Origin of the sequence: Alcaligenes sp. GCM10023179 (genome assembly GCF_042653705.1) — a bacterium.
GTDB classification, from domain to species: domain Bacteria; phylum Pseudomonadota; class Gammaproteobacteria; order Burkholderiales; family Burkholderiaceae_B; genus Alcaligenes; species Alcaligenes phenolicus.
Map to the genome: position 1 here is coordinate 1,232,068 of NZ_JBHSIQ010000001.1, position 18,867 is coordinate 1,250,934.

Annotated in this window: 18 protein-coding genes; 12 read left to right on the top strand and 6 right to left on the bottom strand. The window is 56.1% G+C overall.

Annotated elements, in window-relative coordinates; all coding sequences use genetic code 11:
* Nucleotides 1-2 precede the first annotated feature (2 nt).
* The 8 genes from ACFPDR_RS05475 to rarD all read left to right on the top strand — a co-directional run bounded on the left by ACFPDR_RS05475 (nucleotide 3) and on the right by rarD (nucleotide 8,234).
* Nucleotides 3-1,511, top strand: a complete 1,509-nt coding sequence (locus ACFPDR_RS05475; RefSeq protein WP_060186494.1) for a DegQ family serine endoprotease — start codon at nucleotides 3-5, stop codon at nucleotides 1,509-1,511.
* Nucleotides 1,512-1,754: 243 nt separating this feature from the next.
* Complete coding sequence (lepA, locus tag ACFPDR_RS05480) at nucleotides 1,755-3,548, top strand: translation elongation factor 4 (protein WP_009456571.1); 1,794 nt, start codon at nucleotides 1,755-1,757, stop codon at nucleotides 3,546-3,548.
* 64 nt (nucleotides 3,549-3,612) lie between these two features.
* Nucleotides 3,613-4,497 (top strand): signal peptidase I, encoded by an 885-nt coding sequence (lepB, locus tag ACFPDR_RS05485; RefSeq protein WP_009456564.1) that lies wholly within the window; start codon nucleotides 3,613-3,615, stop codon nucleotides 4,495-4,497.
* Nucleotides 4,497-5,255, top strand: coding sequence for a ribonuclease III (gene rnc, locus ACFPDR_RS05490; protein WP_009456563.1), 759 nt, complete (start codon nucleotides 4,497-4,499; stop codon nucleotides 5,253-5,255). Before lepB ends, rnc begins: the two co-directional genes overlap by 1 nt.
* Complete coding sequence (gene era / locus ACFPDR_RS05495; protein ID WP_026483096.1) at nucleotides 5,252-6,142, top strand: GTPase Era; 891 nt, start codon at nucleotides 5,252-5,254, stop codon at nucleotides 6,140-6,142. The genes rnc and era overlap by 4 nt, the downstream gene beginning before the upstream one ends.
* Complete coding sequence (gene recO, locus ACFPDR_RS05500) at nucleotides 6,135-6,725, top strand: DNA repair protein RecO (protein WP_026483095.1); 591 nt, start codon at nucleotides 6,135-6,137, stop codon at nucleotides 6,723-6,725. Before era ends, recO begins: the two co-directional genes overlap by 8 nt.
* 1 nt (nucleotide 6,726) lies before the next feature.
* Nucleotides 6,727-7,332 (top strand): PIN domain-containing protein, encoded by a 606-nt coding sequence (locus ACFPDR_RS05505; protein ID WP_203145618.1) that lies wholly within the window; start codon nucleotides 6,727-6,729, stop codon nucleotides 7,330-7,332.
* Nucleotides 7,329-8,234 (top strand): EamA family transporter RarD, encoded by a 906-nt coding sequence (gene rarD / locus ACFPDR_RS05510; protein ID WP_376910769.1) that lies wholly within the window; start codon nucleotides 7,329-7,331, stop codon nucleotides 8,232-8,234. Before ACFPDR_RS05505 ends, rarD begins: the two co-directional genes overlap by 4 nt.
* Before the next feature lie 245 nt (nucleotides 8,235-8,479).
* On the opposite strand, the gene epsC is transcribed toward rarD, so the two are convergent.
* From epsC to ACFPDR_RS05530, 4 genes are all read right to left on the bottom strand, one after another.
* A complete protein-coding gene (gene epsC, locus ACFPDR_RS05515; protein WP_374697268.1) occupies nucleotides 8,480-9,409 on the bottom strand; it encodes a serine O-acetyltransferase EpsC in 930 nt (309 codons plus the stop codon).
* Nucleotides 9,410-9,675: 266 nt separating this feature from the next.
* Nucleotides 9,676-10,386, bottom strand: coding sequence for a Bax inhibitor-1/YccA family protein (locus ACFPDR_RS05520; protein ID WP_374697267.1), 711 nt, complete (start codon nucleotides 10,384-10,386; stop codon nucleotides 9,676-9,678).
* Between the two features lie 81 nt (nucleotides 10,387-10,467).
* Nucleotides 10,468-10,890, bottom strand: a complete 423-nt coding sequence (locus tag ACFPDR_RS05525) for a DNA polymerase III subunit chi (RefSeq protein ID WP_376910772.1) — start codon at nucleotides 10,888-10,890, stop codon at nucleotides 10,468-10,470.
* Nucleotides 10,891-10,892: 2 nt separating this feature from the next.
* Nucleotides 10,893-12,386, bottom strand: a complete 1,494-nt coding sequence (locus tag ACFPDR_RS05530; RefSeq protein WP_035272520.1) for a leucyl aminopeptidase — start codon at nucleotides 12,384-12,386, stop codon at nucleotides 10,893-10,895.
* Between the two features lie 56 nt (nucleotides 12,387-12,442).
* Between ACFPDR_RS05530 and lptF the strand changes: the two genes are divergently transcribed.
* A complete protein-coding gene (gene lptF, locus ACFPDR_RS05535; protein WP_035272521.1) occupies nucleotides 12,443-13,552 on the top strand; it encodes an LPS export ABC transporter permease LptF in 1,110 nt (369 codons plus the stop codon).
* 61 nt (nucleotides 13,553-13,613) lie between these two features.
* On the opposite strand, the gene ACFPDR_RS05540 is transcribed toward lptF, so the two are convergent.
* Complete coding sequence (locus tag ACFPDR_RS05540; RefSeq protein WP_035272524.1) at nucleotides 13,614-14,507, bottom strand: LysR family transcriptional regulator; 894 nt, start codon at nucleotides 14,505-14,507, stop codon at nucleotides 13,614-13,616.
* 165 nt (nucleotides 14,508-14,672) lie between these two features.
* On the opposite strand from ACFPDR_RS05540, the gene ACFPDR_RS05545 reads away from it, so the two are divergent.
* The 3 genes from ACFPDR_RS05545 (at nucleotide 14,673) to ACFPDR_RS05555 (ending at nucleotide 17,745) form a co-directional block, all read left to right on the top strand.
* A complete protein-coding gene (locus ACFPDR_RS05545; RefSeq protein WP_009456555.1) occupies nucleotides 14,673-16,166 on the top strand; it encodes a CoA-acylating methylmalonate-semialdehyde dehydrogenase in 1,494 nt (497 codons plus the stop codon).
* Nucleotides 16,167-16,252: 86 nt separating this feature from the next.
* A complete protein-coding gene (locus ACFPDR_RS05550; RefSeq protein WP_009456554.1) occupies nucleotides 16,253-17,203 on the top strand; it encodes a CysB family HTH-type transcriptional regulator in 951 nt (316 codons plus the stop codon).
* 194 nt (nucleotides 17,204-17,397) lie between these two features.
* On the top strand, nucleotides 17,398-17,745 hold the full coding sequence (locus ACFPDR_RS05555; RefSeq protein ID WP_259672468.1) for a DUF2325 domain-containing protein: 348 nt from the start codon (nucleotides 17,398-17,400) through the stop codon (nucleotides 17,743-17,745).
* A 112-nt stretch (nucleotides 17,746-17,857) separates the two neighbouring features.
* Here the strand turns inward: ACFPDR_RS05555 and ACFPDR_RS05560 are convergent, their stop codons facing one another.
* Nucleotides 17,858-18,577 (bottom strand): C40 family peptidase, encoded by a 720-nt coding sequence (locus tag ACFPDR_RS05560; protein ID WP_026483087.1) that lies wholly within the window; start codon nucleotides 18,575-18,577, stop codon nucleotides 17,858-17,860.
* Nucleotides 18,578-18,867: the final 290 nt, after the last annotated feature.

Below are 18,867 nucleotides of genomic sequence, written 5' to 3' on the forward strand. Positions count from 1 at the left end.
GAATGGAAAAATCGAGTCAAAAAATGCGTATTCCTGTTCTCTCGGCCTTGACGGCGGCCGTGATGCTGGCGGCGGGTGCGCCTATGGCCTACGCGCAGGCTCAGCCTGTCACGACAACCGAGCAAGTCCAGAGCACGACGCTGGGGCTGCCTGACTTTACTGGCGTTGTTGCCAAGACCGAGGATGGAGTAGTCAATATCCGTACCACCGAGGCCGTCCGGGTGCGCTCCCCCGCCATGGGTCCGGGCTCGGATCCTTATGATATGTTCCGCTGGTTCTTTGGGCCCGATTTCATGCCGCCCGGCATGGCGCCGCAGCGCCCTCGTGGCGGTGGCAATGAAGGCCAGCAGCCTCAAGAGCGCACAGTGCCACGTGGTGTGGGTTCGGGTTTCATCATCTCTGCTGACGGCTACATCCTGACCAATAACCATGTGGTGGCCGACTCCAATGGCATTTTCGTCACGCTGAGCAACGGCAAGGAATATCCAGCCAAGATCATCGGGACGGACGAGCGCACCGACGTGGCCCTGATCAAGATCGAAGCCAAAGACCTGAAGCCCATGGTGATCGGTGATTCCAAGCAGCTCAAGAAAGGACAGTGGGTTCTGGCTATTGGCTCGCCCTTCGGTCTGGAATCCACCGTGACTTCCGGGATTGTCAGCGCCATCAACCGTGAAACGGGCGATTACCTGCCTTTCATTCAGACCGACGTGGCTGTGAACCCCGGTAACTCCGGGGGTCCGCTGATCAATCTGAATGGCGAAGTAGTGGGTGTGAACTCCCAGATCATTTCGCGTAGCGGTGGCTTCATGGGTATTTCCCTGGCCATTCCTATCGACGAAGCCATGAATGTGGTCGAGCAGCTCAAGTCTGACGGCAAGGTGACTCGCGGTCGTATCGGTGTGCAGATCACTCCGGTAGCCGATGATGTCGCTACCGCGCTGGGTCTGAAAGACAGCAAGGGTGCCTTGGTCAGCAGCGTGGAAGAGGGCGGTCCTGCCGCCAAGGCCGGTATTCAGTCTGGCGACGTGATCCTGAAGTTCAACGGTCGCACCATTGATCAAATGACAGACCTGCCCCGTATTGTGGGAGGCACCAAGCCTGGTCAAAGCTCCACACTGGAAATCTGGCGCAAGGGCAAGTTGCAGACCATCAAGATTGATGTCGAAGAAATGCCTTCCAGCAGCCCAACTGCTGCCGCCAAGGACGAGAAAGACAATCCTGCTGCCAGCACGGCCGATGCCTTTGGCTTGAAAGTGACGGCAGTTCCTGCTGCTGATCTGAAGCGTTTGGGCGTGGAAAGTGCGGTTCAGGTGACAGAGGCCACGGCCCCTGCCAGCGAAGCCGGTCTGCAGCCTGGTGACCTGATTTTGCGTGTCAACGATAAAGACGTAGGGACGCCGGATCAATACGCTAAAATGGTGGCTTCCTTGGATAAATCCAAAGCAGCAGCCTTGCTGGTTTTGCGTGCAGGGCAGTCGCAATGGGTTTTGATTACGCCATCGAAATAAAAATTCTGTAAAACGGCTAAAATGGTAGTCATTGATGAACTCCGGCCAGGGGCCGGAGTTTTTCCGCCGCTATTCGCGGGGGCAGTTTGCCCCGAATGGATACTGGCTCCACGTGCGCCCGTCTGACAGGACGGGTCTTGCGTTTTCGGCGCGTGGACTGAAAAGGGGCGTCATGGGCGCCCCTTTCTTGTGCCGTCTCTCTGGCATTGCGCCTCAACATTTTCTTTGTTTATTAACGGGTTTATGGATCACATCCGCAATTTCTCTATTATTGCCCACATCGATCATGGCAAATCGACCTTGGCTGACCGCCTGATCCAACGCTGTGGTGGCCTGGCCGACCGCGAGATGTCGACCCAGGTTCTGGATTCGATGGACATCGAGAAAGAGCGTGGCATCACGATTAAGGCCCAGACCGCCGCTTTGCACTACAAGGCTCAGGATGGCAAGGTATACAACCTGAACCTGATCGACACCCCCGGCCACGTTGACTTCTCCTATGAAGTCAGCCGTTCCTTGTCGGCCTGTGAAGGTGCCTTGCTGGTCGTGGACGCTTCCCAAGGTGTGGAAGCGCAGACTGTAGCCAACTGCTATACCGCTTTGGATCAGGGCGTGGAAGTGATTCCAGTGCTCAACAAAATGGACTTGCCTTCGGCTGACCCGGATGCAGCTCGCCAGGAAGTGGAAGACGTGATTGGCATTGATGCCAGTGACGCAATTGCCGCCAGTGCGAAAACCGGCCTGGGTATCGACGAGATCCTGGAAACCATCGTGGCGCGTGTTCCCCCGCCAGTGGGTGATCCGACCGCTCCCTTGCAAGCCCTGATCATTGACTCCTGGTTTGACAATTACGTGGGCGTGGTCATGCTGGTGCGCATCGTCAACGGTGTGCTCAAGCCCAAGGAAAAAATTCTGCTGATGGCCACCCGTGCGACGCACCTGGTCGAGCATATCGGTGTCTTTACCCCCAAGTCTGAAAACCGTCCTCATCTGTCTGCAGGCGAGGTGGGTTTCATTATTGCCGGCATTAAAGAGCTGGAACACGCCAAGGTTGGTGACACCATCACTTTGGCCGGCAAACCGGCTGAAAAAGCCTTGCCGGGCTTCAAGGAAGTGAAGCCTCAGGTGTTTGCCGGTTTGTACCCGGTGGAAAGCAGTGAGTACGACCAGCTGCGCGACTCTCTGGAAAAGCTCAAGCTGAACGACTCGTCCCTGATGTTCGAGCCCGAAGTGTCCCAGGCGCTGGGTTTTGGTTTCCGTTGCGGCTTCCTGGGCCTGCTTCATATGGAAATCGTCCAGGAGCGTCTGGAGCGCGAATTCGACATGGATATCATCACCACCGCACCGTCGGTGGTGTACGAGGTCGAGCGTCGTGACGGCGAAGTCTTGATGATTGAAAGCCCTTCCCGCATGCCGGAAGTGGCCCATATCGAAGACGTGCGCGAGCCTATTGTTGTGGTTTCGCTGCTAATGCCGCAGGAATACGTAGGCCCGGTCATGACCCTGTGTACAGCCAAGCGCGGTTTGCAGTTAAATATGACCTATCATGGCCGTCAGGTGAACCTGGTCTATGAGATGCCTCTGGCCGAGATCGTGCTGGACTTCTTTGACCGACTCAAATCGGTATCGCGCGGCTACGCTTCCATGGACTACGAGTTCAAGGAATACCGTTCGGCCGATGTGGTCAAGGTTGATATCCTGATCAACGGCGACCGGGTTGATGCCCTGTCCATGATTGTGCACCGTAGCAACGCCCGTTACCGTGGACGCGAAGTGGTCGCCAAGATGCGCTCTCTGATTCCGCGGCAGATGTTTGATATTGCGATTCAGGCTGCCATTGGCGCCGAAGTTATTTCTCGCGAAAACGTCAAGGCATTGCGCAAGAACGTGCTGGCCAAGTGTTATGGCGGCGATATTTCTCGTAAGAAAAAGCTGCTTGAGAAGCAAAAAGCCGGTAAGAAGCGGATGAAGCAAGTTGGGAACGTGGAAATTCCGCAGGAAGCCTTTTTGGCAATTTTGCAGGTCGAGGATAAGTAATGCTCTGGTCGGCAGCTCAAGCCGACCACAGCCAGGACTGCTTTAATTTCTTTAAAGGAAACCGATGAGCTGGGATTTCGCTCTGATTTTGTTTGTACTGCTGATACTGACCGGCGCAATCTGGTTTTTGGATCGTTTCTCCCTGCGCTCGCGCCGTCTGGCGCGTGCGCAGGCCGCGATGCAGGCGGTACCGGAAACGGCAGCTCAAGACCCCGAGCACTTGCAGCAACTGCGCCAGGACGCTTATGACCAGGCCAACCGCATGCCGTGGTGGATTGAGTATGGCGTCAGTTTTTTCCCAGTCATTCTGTTCGTGTTTGTATTGCGCTCTTTTATCATCGAGCCTTTTCGCATTCCGTCGGGCTCCATGTTGCCCACGCTGAAAAATGGCGATTTGATTCTGGTGAACAAATACGAGTACGGCATTCGCCTGCCTGTCAGTGGTACCAAGGTTGTGCCTTTGGGCCATCCCGAGCGTGGCGATGTGATTGTGTTCCGCTATCCCGTTGATACCACAGTGGATTACATCAAGCGTGTGGTTGGTGTGCCGGGTGACCGCGTGGAGTACCGCGACAAGGTATTGTCCGTGAATGGTCAAGTCATTACCCAAGTGCGCAGTGGCGATTACTACGAGCCGGATCGCTCCGCTTACATTGGGCGCTATCTGGAAGAGCTGGGCAAAGTGCAGCACAACATCTTGCTGAACAAGACTCAGCCTCAGGGTTTGATGCCTATCGTGGCGTTCCCCAACCGCGACTCCTGTGAGTACTTCTCCAACGGTATCTCTTGTGTGGTGCCCGAAGGTAATTACTTTGTCATGGGAGATAATCGCGACAATAGTCTGGACAGTCGTTATTGGGGCTTTGTGCCCGATGAGAATATTGTGGGACGCGCCTTCTTTATCTGGATGAATTTCCGCGAACTTAGCCGTATAGGTCGCTTCCATTAATGAAACGTCTTGCTTTGCTTGAAGCCGCTATCGGCTACTCCTTCAAAGACACAGGCCTGCTTGAGCAGGCCTTGACCCATCGTAGCCACAGCGCTCGCCATAACGAGCGGCTGGAGTTCCTGGGGGATTCGGTCTTGAACTTCACGGTTGCGGCCTTGTTGTTCGACCGTTTCCAACGCATTGATGAAGGCGATCTGTCCCGCCTGCGAGCGAATCTGGTCAAACAGGCCGCTCTGGCGGAAATCGCTACCCGTCTGGGTTTGTCGGATTATTTGCGTCTGGGGGAAGGGGAGCTGAAAAGCGGTGGTTTCCGTCGTCCCTCCATTCTGGCAGACGCGCTGGAAGCCATTTTTGGCGCTGTCTTTCTGGACGCGGGCTTTACGCAAGCCCAAACCGTCATCACCCAGCTTTATGAGCCCATGCTGGTAGATGTGGACCCCAAAACCTTGGGGAAAGATCCCAAGACCTTGCTGCAGGAGCTGCTGCAAGGTCGCAAGCTGGATTTGCCGGTGTATACCGTGGTGGCCACCCATGGCGCAGCCCACGATCAGCTCTTCGATATCGAATGCACGATCGCCAAGCTCAACATCCATGTTCGTGCCAGTGGCAGCAGCCGTCGCGCGGCTGAACAAGCCGCCGCGACGCAGGCCATTGCTATTTTAGAAGCTGAATTTCCAGCCAAGACGACGCGCGCCAGTCGCCATCGTCGCCCCTCACAATTGACATTGCCCGTGGCAGTGTCGCAGGAAACAGAATGACAGAGACCCCTTTTCGCTGCGGCTTCGTGGCTATTGTTGGACGACCGAATGTCGGCAAGTCCACGCTGGCCAATGCCCTGATCGGCAGCAAGATTTCGATCGTGTCGCGCAAGGCGCAGACCACGCGTCACCGCATCAACAGTGTGCTGACGCGTGATCACGATCAAATGGTGTTTGTGGACACCCCCGGTTTTCAGACCAAGCACGGCGGTGCCATGAACCGCATGATGAACCGCGTCGTGACTCAGGCCCTGGCCGATGTGGACGTGGTGGTGCATGTGGTTGAAGCCGGCAAGTGGTCCGCTTCGGACGCCGAATTGCTGCCCATGCTGCCTAAAGGCGGCAAGACCATTCTGGTCATCAACAAGGTTGATGCCTTGAAAAGCAAGAATGATTTGCTGCCTTATATCGCCCGCCTGTCGCAGGAGTTCGAGTACGGTGCCGTGATTCCGGTCAGTGCTGCCAAGCGCCTGCAACTGGACCCTTTGCTGAACGAGATCGCCTCCCGCCTGCCTGAAGGTGAGGCCATGTTTGACGCTGACACCATTACCGACCGCTCGGTGCGCTTCATTACCTCGGAGCTGCTGCGCGAGAAGATCTTCCGCCTGGTGGGTGACGAGCTGCCGTACGGGTGTACCGTGGTTATCGAACAATGGGACGAGAACGAGCAGGGCGCGCGTATTTCGGCCTGCGTGGTCGTAGAACGCGAAAGCCACCGTCCGATTCTGTTGGGAGCGGGTGGCATGCACATGAAGCGCATTGCTACGGAAGCTCGCCAAGATATTGCCAAGCTGATCGACAAGCCCGTGTTCCTGGATGTGTATATCAAGGTGCGCAAGGGCTGGTCCGATCGTGAAGCGGTCCTGCGCGACCTGGGGTATGAGTAATCCCCGTCATCGCTTTCAGGACGAAGCGGGCTACATACTGCACACCAGTGCCTGGCGTGAAACGTCCCTGATCTGTCATGCCTTTACGCGTAACCACGGGCTGGTGCCTCTGGTCGCGAAAGGCGCCAAAAGGCCGCATTCCATTTTGCGGCCTGCTTTGTCTGTGTTTCAGCCTTTGTTATTGGCCTGGTCGGGCAAAAATGAAGTCAAAACGCTGACACGGGCGGACTGCGCCGGGATTCGCCCCTTGAAAGGTCGTGCTCTGATGTCGGCCTGGTACATGAACGAATTGTTGATTCGTTTGTTGCCGCGTGAAGACCCACATCCTGTTTTGTTCGATGCCTACGAAGAGGCTCTGGTGCACTTGGCCCAGATACCTCGTCCACCCGTGGCGGGGGCCTTGCGGCGCTTTGAGTGGGTGCTGCTGACCGAAACCGGGTATGGCTTTGATGAAGCCACGCCAGACTTCGACGATCCTGTTGGTGAGCCTGAGTTGCGCATACGCTTGCGTGAACGCCTGAACAGCTTGCTGGGTCGTCCCTTGCATACCCGCTCCGTTCTTATGCAGCTGCAACGCTATTGATATGGCCGTCTCCCTTCCTTCCGTGCTGGTTCTGGATACCTGCGTACTGATCTCCAACGTACTGCGCCGCTTGCTCCTGGCCCTGGCTGACGAGCAGTTGTTCAAGCCTGTCTGGAGTCCGGTGATCGGGGACGAATGGCGGCGCAATGCGGGCAGGCTGTGGAAAGTCATGCCCACCTCTATCGAGGAGCAGTGGGAAGCGCTGCAACAGCGTTACCCCGAAGCCGATTTAGGCGATAGCAGCGAGTTCAAGAAGGACTTGCGCTACTCCGATGCCAAGGACTGGCATGTGATCGCCACTGCCCGTTTGGCACAGCAGCGTTATCCCGATCAGCTGGTCGGCATCCTGACCCGTAATCTGAAAGACTTTAATCGTTCCGAGCTGCGACGTCTGGGAATCAGCCTGTGGGAGCCGGATCAGTTTTTGGGTTTGCTCATGGCCGCTCATCCGGATGTGATGCAGCGTTTGCTGGATGGTTTGCCTGCTTTGATGCTGACGCCCGAAGCGCAGGCACTGGATACGCATACCTTGTTAAAGCGCGATCGTCTGTTCAGTGTGGGGCAGGCTTATTTGCGGCGTCAGAAAATGGGCGAGGCGCACTCATGAAGCAAGGTGTTTTGCTGTCGGTCCTGGCCTCAGCGTTATTTGCCTGCCTGTACTACTACGCCACCGTCTTGCAGCCGCTTAGTGGCGAGCAGGTTTTTGCCTGGCGTATTGTGCTGGGGCTGCCGGCCTTGGCTTTGGTGATCACTCGCGCACGACGCTGGCGGGAAGTGCGTTGGGTACTGCGTCACTGGCCCGGGAATTGGCGCTATTTTGCCTTGCTCTTGCTGGCTGCAGCCCTTGTCGGGGTGCAGCTCTGGATTTTTGTCTGGGCGCCTTTGCACCAGATGGCGCTGGACGTGTCCCTGGGCTACTTCCTCTTGCCGCTGATGATGGTGCTGGTAGGGCGGGTGATCTACAAAGACAGATTGAGCACCATTCAGTGGATTGCTGTGGCATTGGCCGGCGTGGGTGTGCTGCACGAGCTGTTCCGCGTAGGGAGCGTCTCCTGGGCGACAGCGGTGGTGGTTGTGGGTTATCCACCTTATTTCATGCTGCGCCGTTATCTGCGTCTGGGCTCGCTGGCTTCACTCTGGTTTGATCTGAGCTTCTTGTTCCTGCCAGCTTGCTGGCTGCTATTTGTTCAAGACACGCAGATGTGGGGCCTGTTCGCGGATCAGCCTCGCTTGATCTGGCAGGTCCCGGTTCTGGGCCTGATCAGCTCGGTTGCGTTGGTCAGCTATCTGTCTGCCAGTCGTCAGTTGCCTTTGGCCTTGTTTGGCATTCTGGGCTATGTGGAGCCGGTGCTCTTGTTCTGGGTGGCGTATTTGCTGCTGGACGAGCCCATGAACGCGAATCAGTGGTGGACCTATATTCCGATCTGGATTGCCATTTCCTTGATGGCTATGGAAGGTTTCATCAAGATGTGGCGACCCGGACCGCCTGTGCCGCCTCCCAAGGCGTAAACTCTGCTTGTTAGTACCAGCCAGTGCTGAAGGGCAGTTAGCGTCTGCCCAGACGTTCTGGGGGCTTCCTGAATGATGCAGAACCCAATATAAAATGACTCCTGAAAGACCCTCTCCAAAGTTGGATAGCTATCCATGCTTTTTGGAAGGACATGACAGGAGTCGTTTTTTTTACTGCGGGGCTCTTCTAGAGGAGATAGTCCGGGCCGTGCCAGACTGGGTCCTGCGCGATATAAGCAGGCTGCTTAGCGCAGTTTCTCCGGGCAGTCAGGTTGATTGCGCAACAAATTTGCCTGGGTCACCGAACAACCCGCTGGTACGTCTTCCGTAATCCAGACATTACCGCCAATCGTAGAACCTGCACCCAGAGTGACGCGCCCCAGGATGGTGGCACCCGCGTAAATAACCACGTCGTCTTCCACGATGGGGTGACGTGGCTGACCTTTCAGCAGCAAGCCTTTTTCGTCCTTGCTAAAGCGCTTGGCACCCAGGGTGACGGCCTGATAAATACGAACCCGCTTGCCGATGATGGCGGTCTCGCCAATCACAACGCCGGTGCCGTGGTCGATGAAACAGGAATGGTCAATTTGCGCGCCGGGGTGAATATCAATACCGGTCTGGCTGTGGGCCAGTTCTGCAATAATGCGCGCCGTCAGGGGCAGTCCCAGATTGGTCAGAGCGTGGGCGATGCGGTGGTGAATCATGGCCAGCAGGCCGGGATAGCACAGCAGTACCTCGTCCACATTGCGGGCAGCCGGGTCGCCTTGATAGGCAGCAACCACGTCCAGATCCAGGGTGCGGCGCAGGTCTGGCAGCTTGTTGGCAAAGGCCTGAATGGCTTTGTGGGCCTGCTCTTCAATGGTTTCACGGTCGTGCTTGTCGCCACGGAGCAGGGCAGCGCGTTGCAGCTCGATACGCGCCTGTTGCAGCAGCGTATTGAGCGCCTGGCCCAGGTGGTGGCCGACAAAGTGATCTTCGTACTCGCGACGCAGCTCCGGGCTGCCCAGGCGCATGGGAAACAGAATGCCTTTGAGCTGTTCGGTCACTTGAATCAAAGCTTGTACCGACGGAAATTCCTGGCCTTCAAGCTCGTTCAAGCGTTGATGCGCCTGTCGCCATTCTTCGCGGGCCCCGCGCAGATTGTCGACGATATGTTGAGTTTCAAAGACTGCCACCAGTGTTCTCCAAAGGGGAAATTTTCTACAAGGTTTACTATACCCGCGCGTCTGAGCAAGGACACGAAAAACAGGGCGCTGCGTCAGGGTGATTCCCTTTGCCATGGCTCAGGCCTGGTCGTGCCGCTTCAAGACCCCATGAGCTTGGGGCAAGATCAAGCAGATGAGGGGCATGGTCAGGTTTTCAAGCCAGCGTGCTTGAGCGTGCGGATAATAAAAAAAGCCCCCTTCGAAAAGGGGGCTTGGGGAGTGCGGGGTCCGCGATCTTATTCGCGGTTACCGCCCAGCACGCCTAAAAGCACCAGCAGGTTGCTGAAAATGTTGTAGACGTCCAGATAGATCGCCAGGGTAGCCGACACGTAGTTGGTTTCACCACCGTTGATGACGCGCTGCAGATCAACCAGCAAGAAGGCCGAGAAGATACCGATAGCCATCACGGAGATGGTCAGCATCAGCGCAGGCAGTTGCAGGAAGATGTTGGCCAAGGCCGCAACCAGCAAGATAACGGCACCGACAAACAGGAATTTCTGCATGCCGGAGAAATCACGCTTGGTGGTGCTGGCAATAGTTGCCATGGCGCCAAAGACCGCGGCGGTACCGCCAAAGGCCAGCATGATCAGTTGTGCGCCATTACCCATGCCCAGGACAAAGCCCAGCAGACGGGACAGCATCACACCCATGAAGAAGGTAAAGGCCATCAGCAGGGCGACACCCAGCGAGCTGTTCTTGTTCTTTTCGATCATGAACATCAGGCCAAAAGCACCGACCAGGAAAACAATGGCGCTCAGGCCTGGGCTGGCGCCCATAACCCGGTTAATGCCGGAGGACAGGCCCAGCAAGGCTCCCAGCACGGTGGGAATCATGGACAGGGCCAGCAGCCAGTAGGTGTTGCGCAGGACGCGATTGCGAGCAATCAGCGACTGGGCGCCCAGGGTGCCGTTATGCTCAGGCAAGCTTGATTGACGAAATTCGCTCATGATGAGTCCTTAGAATACAGAGAGATCAGTGGTCAAGAATAACTGACAACTACCTGAATAATCAAGAATCTTCTTTATTATTCAAGCACCCAGTTTATGAGCATGCACTTGGCAGCCTTGCGCCTGGTAGACACGCCAGCGTTCGCGAGCCTGGGTACGGTCAGCTTCCCGTTCGGAGACAATTTCCAATATACGCGGGAATTGTTCAAAACCGGGCGGGCATTGGGCATCCAGATTCAACAGCCAGCTTTGCTCACCTGAGGGCACGGGGGCGGCACTGGTCAACAAAACAGGGGTAGTGGCTGCCAAGGGGTCTTCCACACCGACGTGCGGGACAAAAGCCGTGGATTCAAAACCCCAGAGCAGGCGATCGAAACGGGCCAGTTGGCGGGCATCGGAAAGATACACCACCACCTGACGGCCCGCCTCGTAGTGCTTGCGCACGACCTCGCAGGCCATACGCAAGCGATCTGGCGCGCCGAAAGCGAAATCGACGCGGCTCATGCTTAGCGACACTGATTAAGCAGGTACTGAACCAGCAAAGGCACGGGACGGCCTGTGGCGCCCTTGTCCTTGCCGCTGCGCCAGGCAGTACCGGCGATGTCCAGGTGAGCCCAGCGGTACGCTTTGGTGAAGCGGGACAGGAAGCAGGCAGCGGTTACCGAACCGGCTGGTGGGCCACCAATATTGGCCATATCAGCAAAGTTCGAGCGCAGTTGCTCCTGGTAAGCGTCGTCCATGGGCATGCGCCATGCCGTGTCACCCGTTTGCTTGCCAGCTTGCATCAGTTCATCAGCCAGGTCGTCGTCGGTCGAGAACAGGCCGGTGTTGACGTGGCCCAGAGCGACCACGCAAGCGCCGGTCAGGGTGGCCATATCGATCACGGCAGCGGGTTTGAAGCGCTCGACGTAGGTCAGGGCATCGCACAGAACCAGACGGCCTTCGGCGTCCGTGTTCAGGATCTCGATGGTCTGGCCAGACATGCTGGTCACGACGTCGCCCGGTTTATTGGCGCGGCCGCTGGGCATGTTTTCGCAAGAAGCCACCACGGCGATCACTTCACGGTCGATGTTCAGTTCGGCAATGGCGCGCATGGTGCCTAGAACGCTGGCAGCACCGCCCATGTCGTACTTCATCTCGTCCATATTGCCGGCTGGCTTGATGGAAATACCGCCCGAGTCGAAGGTCAGGCCCTTACCCACCAGAACGATAGGACCGTCCTCGTGTTTGGTCTTGGTGTTGGGGGTGTGGCGCAGCACGATGAACGCAGGCGGTTCATCCGAGCCCTTGGCCACCGACAGAAACGAGCCCATCTTCAAGGCTTCAATCTGCTTGCGCTCCAGCACTTCGGCCTTCAGCGTCTTGAATTCCTTGGCCAACTGCTTGGCGGTTTTGCCCAGGTAGGTAGGAGTGCAGATATTGCCGGGCAGGTCGGCCAGCAAGCGAGTCAGGTTGACGCCGTTACCAATGGCCTGACCTTGCTCCAGACCCGCCTTGGCTTCGCTGGCTTGGGTGCGGGCCGTCCACAGCAGGAACTGGTTCAGTTGGGGAGCAGGTTCGGGCTTGCTGAACGTGGCGGTGTAGCGGTAGCTGGCGCGGCATACGGCCACGGCAGCGTCCTGAGCGCGGCTGCGCAAGGTGGTGCCTTTGCAATCAATGCTGGCCAGGGCAGAAACGGCTTCTTTCAGGTCTGCTTTCAGGCAGTAAGAAGCAAGGCAGGCCTGGGCTTGCGTATGAGTTGCTGCTTTGTATTCCTCTTGAGCGCCTAAGCCGACTAAAATAACGCGTTCGGCCTTAACACCGGGCAGATTGCGCAGCACCAGGTGGGTATTGGGCTTGCCTTTAAACTCGGCTTTGACAGCAGCGCTCACAGCTCCGTTGCTGGCGCGGTCGATAAGTTCCGCTGCGGGGCTTAGAATGCCCTCGGCAAAGACGCCTACGCCTAGTGCGGCCGTCTTAATTTGGTGCAAAGAAGCGGATGTCTGTGTGCTAAATTCCATTCAACTATCCTCAGTGTGTCGCAAATCGTACCTGCGATTATCTCGCAAATTCTCATATGTCTCTATTTAAACGCTCTGCGGTATCCGAAATCTTAAGTCACAGTGGCGTTGTACTGTCCACTTTGCTGATTGTGTGGCTTAGTGTACTTCTGGTGCGTTTGTTAGGCGAAGCGGCCAATGGCACGATTGGCCCTGACGTGGTGCTGGGTCTGGCCGCCTTTTCCAGTATTACCGCCTTGCCGATTATTCTGGCCGTTTCCCTGTTCATTGCCGTGCTCACCACCGTGACGCGCAGCTTTCGGGAATCCGAAATGGTGGTCTGGTTTGCCAGCGGCCTGTCCTTGAAAAACTGGGTAACGCCCGTTTTGCAGTGTGCAGTGCCGGTTGCCATTCTGATTGCCGTTCTGACCTTGCAGGCTTCGCCCTGGGCTTATCGTCAGATTGCCGAGTACCGCCAGCGTTTTGAGCAGCGCTCGGACCTGAGTAAAGTGACCGCCGGGCAGTTCATCGAGTCCGATGATGGTGCCCGTGTGTTTTACGCCGACTCCCCAGAAAAAGAAGGGGATGAGCTGGGTAATGTGATCGCCCGCGTGATCGACCCGCAGTGGCTCAGCATTGTGACTGCGCAAAGTGCTCGCATGGAAGAGCAGCCCAATGGCGATCGCTTTCTGGTCTTGAGCGAAGGCCATCGCTACGACTTGAAGCCCGGTCAGGCCGAATTCCGTATGGTGGACTTCGAAAGTTACGGCATGCGTCTGGAGAGCCGTGATGCAGGCAATACCGCTGAAACGATTCGCGCCCGCGCCGAGCAGCAGATCAAGGCTCGTCAAACCACCTTGTTACTCAGTGATGACGATGCCGAGGCGCGCTCACAGATCATGTGGCGCTTGGCTTTGCCCCTGGCGGCACTGAATCTGGCCTTGCTGGCGATTCCTCTGGGAGCGGTGAATCCCAGGATGGGACGCTCAGGCAATATTCTGGTGGCTGGTCTGGTAGGTCTGCTCTATATGAACCTGATCAACCTCTCGCGCGGCTGGATTCGTAATGGCCAATTGGGTTTTGAAATCGGTTTGTGGCTGGTCCACGCGATCTTCTTGCTGATCATGGTCTTCATGATGTGGCGTAAATTGCGCATCAAGGCACCTAAACCACCAGCGACAAGCTGAAGTAGAAAAGGGGCGTGACGCCCCTTTTTTGTACCTGTTACTTCTAGCTTGATTGAGCGATTCAAGCTCCATCCAGCAAATCTTGTCGCTCCTGAACAGACTGCTTCAGAAAGTGCCAGAGCCGGGTCAGGCTGGGATTTTGACGCTGCTCCTCATGACAGAACATCCAGAAGCGTCGACGCAATTCCACCTGGTCGGGTAGAACACAACGCAGGCGCGGATCGGTTTTTGCCAGAAAGCAGGGCAGAACGGCAATTCCTTGTCCCTGCAAGGTAGCCTGATACTGCGCAATCACGCTGGTGCTGCGAAAGCGCACGGCTGCAGATCTGACGATTTCTTCCAGATAGCGCAGGCTGTCGCTGAACACCAGATCATCCACATAGGCAATAAAGCGATGCTGGGACAAATCCTGCACGCTTTCTATGGGCGGATGGCTGTTCAAATAATCCTGATGGGCATAGAGCCGCAAGCTGTAGTCTGCCAGGCGCGTACACCAGTAAGGGCCGCGTTGGGGGCGCTCCAGTGCAATGGCCAAGTCGGCATCCCGGCGTGACAGACTGATAGGGCGGGGTACAGGCAACAGCTCCAGGGTCAGCTCCGGATACTGGGCCTGGAAAATGCTGAGCAAGGGCGTCAGGACATAACTGCCAAAGGCTTCAGTGCAGCCCAGGCGCAGCTTGCCGGTCAAGGGTCTGGCCTTGCCCGTAATCGCATCGCGAGCCGCCAGCAAGCGGCTTTCTACCGGCTCCATGCGTTGCTGCAGATTCTGCCCTTCGCTGGTCAGGCTATAGCCGCTGACCGTGGACTTGTGGAACAGCCGCAAGCCCAGTTCCTGCTCCAGTGCCTGGATACGGCGTGCCACGGTGCTGTGTTGAACGCCCAGCCGTTGAGCGGCAACGCTGATACGCTGGCAGCGGGCCACTTCCAGAAAGTAACGCAGATTATCCCAGTCCATCGTGATGGGCCCGCCCTGAAAAAGACTTGTGCATAAATGCCCAGCTCCTGTGCATTTTTCAACATGGTAAACGGGTCTTGAGGCTTCTACACTCGATGAGAACCCTCATACAAGTGGGATAACAAATAAGGCTTAGCCGCCTGAGCAATTCATTGGAGACATGCTATGACGGAAGTGGTTCGTGTACCTTTGCTGATCGATGGACAACATGTTCAATCCAAGAGCACCCGTTGGGACGATGTGCTCAATCCAGCCACCCAGGAAGTCGTGGCCCAAGTGCCTTACGCCACGATGGAAGAGCTGGAAACCATTATTGCCAGCTCGGCCAAGGCTTATGAGAGCTGGCGCCATTCCAGCCAGGGCGCGCGCATGCGCGTCATGCTGAATCTGCAGCGTCTGGTGCGTGAAAACAGTGCCAAGCTGGCTGAAGCCATTTCGCGTGAACACGGCAAGACCATGCCTGACGCTGAAGGTGAAGTAGGCCGCGGCCTGGAAGTGATCGAATACGCGTGTTCCATTGCTTCGATGCAATTGGGCGAATACGCAGAAAACGCTGCGGGCGGTATTGATGTCTACACCCTGATCCAGCCCTTGGGCGTGTGTGCCGGTGTGACCGCGTTCAACTTCCCGGTGATGCTGCCCTGCTTCATGTTCCCGCTGGCTGTGGCTTGCGGTAATACCTTCGTGCTCAAGCCTTCCGAGCAGGATCCTAGCGCCAGTCTGATGCTGGCTGAACTGGCTCTGGAAGCTGGCCTGCCTCCAGGCGTGCTGAACGTGGTCCACGGAGGTGCAGATATTGCCAATGCCCTGGTGACCCATCCTGAAGTCAAGGCTGTGTCCTTTATTGGTTCGACAGCTGTTGGCACCGAAATTCACCGTCGTGCCACTGAAGCTGGCAAGCGCTCGCAAGCCATGATGGGCGCCAAGAACCACTGCATTGTGATGCCTGATGCGGATCGTGATGTGGCGATCAACCAATTGCTGGGCGCTGCTTTTGGCGCGGCCGGCCAGCGCTGCATGGCGATCTCGGTAGCCGTGATGGTCGGCGAAACTGGTGAGTGGGTTGATGAACTGGTCAAACGTGCTGCCACCATGAAGGTCAACGTAGGTACGGACCGTCAGGCCGATCTGGGCCCCTTGGTCTCGCCGCGTGCTCGCCAGCGTGTGGAATCCTTGATTGAAGCCGGTGTACAGGAAGGTGCCAGTCTCTTGCTGGATGGCCGTGGCGTGAAAGTGCCTGGCTATGAAAGCGGTAACTTTGTCGGCCCAACCATCTTCAATGATGTGAAAGCCGATATGCGCATTTACGAAGAAGAAATCTTCGGACCCGTGCTGTGCATTGTGCGTGTCAATACGCTGGAAGAGGCGGTGCAGTTCATCAACCGCAACCCCAACGGTAATGGCGTGTCCATCTTCACCCAGGACGGCGGCCATGCGCGCTACTTCCAGAACCGTATCGACGTAGGCCAGATCGGTATCAATATTCCTATCCCTGTGCCGGTGGCCTGGTTCAGCTTTACTGGCTCGCGTGCGTCCAAGTTGGGTGACCTGGGTCCGAACGGCAAACAAGCCGTTCAGTTCTGGACACAGACCAAAACCGTGACGGCCCGTTGGCAAGCTCATGCCAATACGATGAATACAACAATCAGCATGACGTAATTGTTGAATCTATATATATAACTTAATGCAATAAGCGAGCTGTTCCTTATTACATATAATAGCCCTGTACCTGGGGCTATTAACATATGAATATTCAACAATTCCGCTTTGTCCGAGAGACCATCCGACGTAACTTCAATCTGACTGAAGCCGCTCGCTCGCTCTATACCTCCCAGCCGGGGGTGTCCAAAGCGATCATCGAGTTTGAAGATGAACTGGGCATCAAGATTTTTGAACGTCATGGAAAACGCATTAAGGGCTTGACCCGACCGGGCGAAGCTGTCGCCGAGGTGATCGACCGCATCATGCGCGAGATCGACAACCTCAAGCGTGTCAGCGACGACTTCGCCCGCCGTGATGAAGGCACCTTGGTGATCGCTTGTACCCACGCCCAGGCACGATATTTGCTGCCCAAGGTGATCCCTGAATTCCGCCGTCGCTTTCCCAAGGTCCATATGTCCTTGGCTGAAGGCAGCCCGCCTGTGCTGGCCCAGATGGTGATACACGAGCAGGCTGACGTGGCCATCGCTACCGAAACCCTGGCGCTGACGCCGGGCCTGGTCGCCTTGCCGGTCTACACCTGGGAGCATACGGTGGTGGTGACGCCGGACCATCCACTGGCTGATCTGCCTGCCAACAAGCAGCTGTCCATTGAAACCCTGGCGCAATACCCCATCGTGACTTACGACCATGCTTTCTCGGGCCGAGGTTCGATCGACGAGGCCTTTGCCAAGCACGGCATCACTCCGGATATTGTGCTGGAAGCTATTGATGCTGACGTGATCAAAACCTACGTTGATGTCGGTCTGGGTATCGGTATCATCGCGGGCATCGCGTTCGATCCGCGTCGTGATAAGGGTCTGGTGGGCCTGCCAGCAGGGCATTTGTTTGGCGCACACCACACCAAGGTGGCGGTGAAAGCCGGGGCTTTCCTGCGTGACTATATTTTTGAACTGCTGGAGATGCTGGCACCGGAATTGACCCGGGATGTGGTGCTGAGCGCTCTGGATGAGAAACAAGCTGGTGGCCCGTTGTAGAACTAGCCACTGTTTAGTTGGCAATAAGGGCCATCGTGATTCCACGGTGGCCCTTATTGTTTGTGCGGTCGGCGTGGTTTTGCAGGGCAGGTGAGAGCTTATGGTCAAAGGCTATAAGTAAAAATTGAAACAAGCTATCGACTCAATTGACTATGATAATAAGAATGATTATCATTATCCAACTTTCTTAGCCAATGGAGCTTCCTGTGTCTCAATACGTCAGTGCAGTCGTTGTTGGAGCAGACCGTCTGGGGAACATTCCTGACTTGCTCAAGATCCACAATATCTCGATCAAACATCATATTAGCGGGCGTGATCCAGCCCACCAGAAAAAAACCCTGCAGTTGCCTTCCGGCACCGATTTGCTGATTTTGCTGACCGACTTCTTGGGTCACAACGTCATGAAAACCTTCCGGGCTGCTGCCTTGAAGTCCGGTATTCGAGTAGTTGCCTGCCGACGCTCGGTTTGTAGCATGAAGCAAGCCTTAACCCAATGCGGCTATTGTGAATCTTGTCCGCTCGGTAAGTCCAAGAGCCACTAGATTGGCGGCATGACTTACTGGGGCAAAGAAGGAATCTTTACAGATTAAAAAAAAGCCACTGTTATGAAACAGTGGCTTTTTTGTGTGCTGCCGGTTTGGCAGCAGGTCGGTCTTATTTGACGCTACGCAAACGAGCTTCGGACTGCTGCGTATCGGCAGCCGCCAGGCGGCGTGCGCCGTTATAGCGTTTTTTCCAGTAACCCACTTCCATGCTCTCGACGCGGACAACAGCGCCAGTGCGAGGGGCGTGGACAAATTTGTCATCACCCAGGTAAATGCCTACGTGAGAGAAACGAGCGCCACGAGTATTGAAGAAGACCAGGTCACCTTTGCGCAGCTCGCTACGGTTAACCGAAGTGCCTTCTTTGGCAATGTCCTTGGATTGGCGGGGCAGTTTCAGACCCAGGGACTTTTCAGCCACGTAGGACACCAAACCGCTGCAATCAAAGCCAGTGCTGGGAGCATCGCCACCAAAACTGTACTTCACGCCCAGGAAGTTCAGGGCGGCGTTGGCAAGGCCGTGGGTAGAGGAAGAAGCTTGGCTACTGCGGCTTTCGGCGCGCCCTTGGCGACGATCGCTGCTGTACGCAATATTGATGTCATTGCGAGCGCGGTTAGCTAGATATGTACCCAGCGGGTCGGACTCGGTCTGGAATTCGTAGTCGGCGTAATAGCCGTGATCCAGTTCTGCACGATCTTTGTTCTGGCTGGACTGTTGAGTTCCAGTGGTGGCACACCCTGTCAGAGCGAGCGCGCCGGCTAACAAAAGATACTTGGCGCTGCGATAGGTAATGTGCAAAAGTGCGGGTGGATTCAGGTAATGTGGCGGCATGACCAGGGCTTTTTTAAGGACTTGGTGGGCAGCAGCACAACCTTGATGCCTATTTTTGCTGAAATTAGCAGCAATTGATGGGTATCAGGGCTGTAAGTATGGCTAAAAGCACCATACTTTGCCGGACGTTGCTGTGCGTTGAATGTTTGGCAGTGTACCGGATGATAATTGCACCGTAAAGCATTGTAGGAGTGTATTTTGCGATTGAATCATACTGTTGCAAAGTGCGGCTGACAGCGGTTTTCAGGCCCTGTGCATGGGTCCAGTGCTGTTCTTGCTGACTTGTTGAA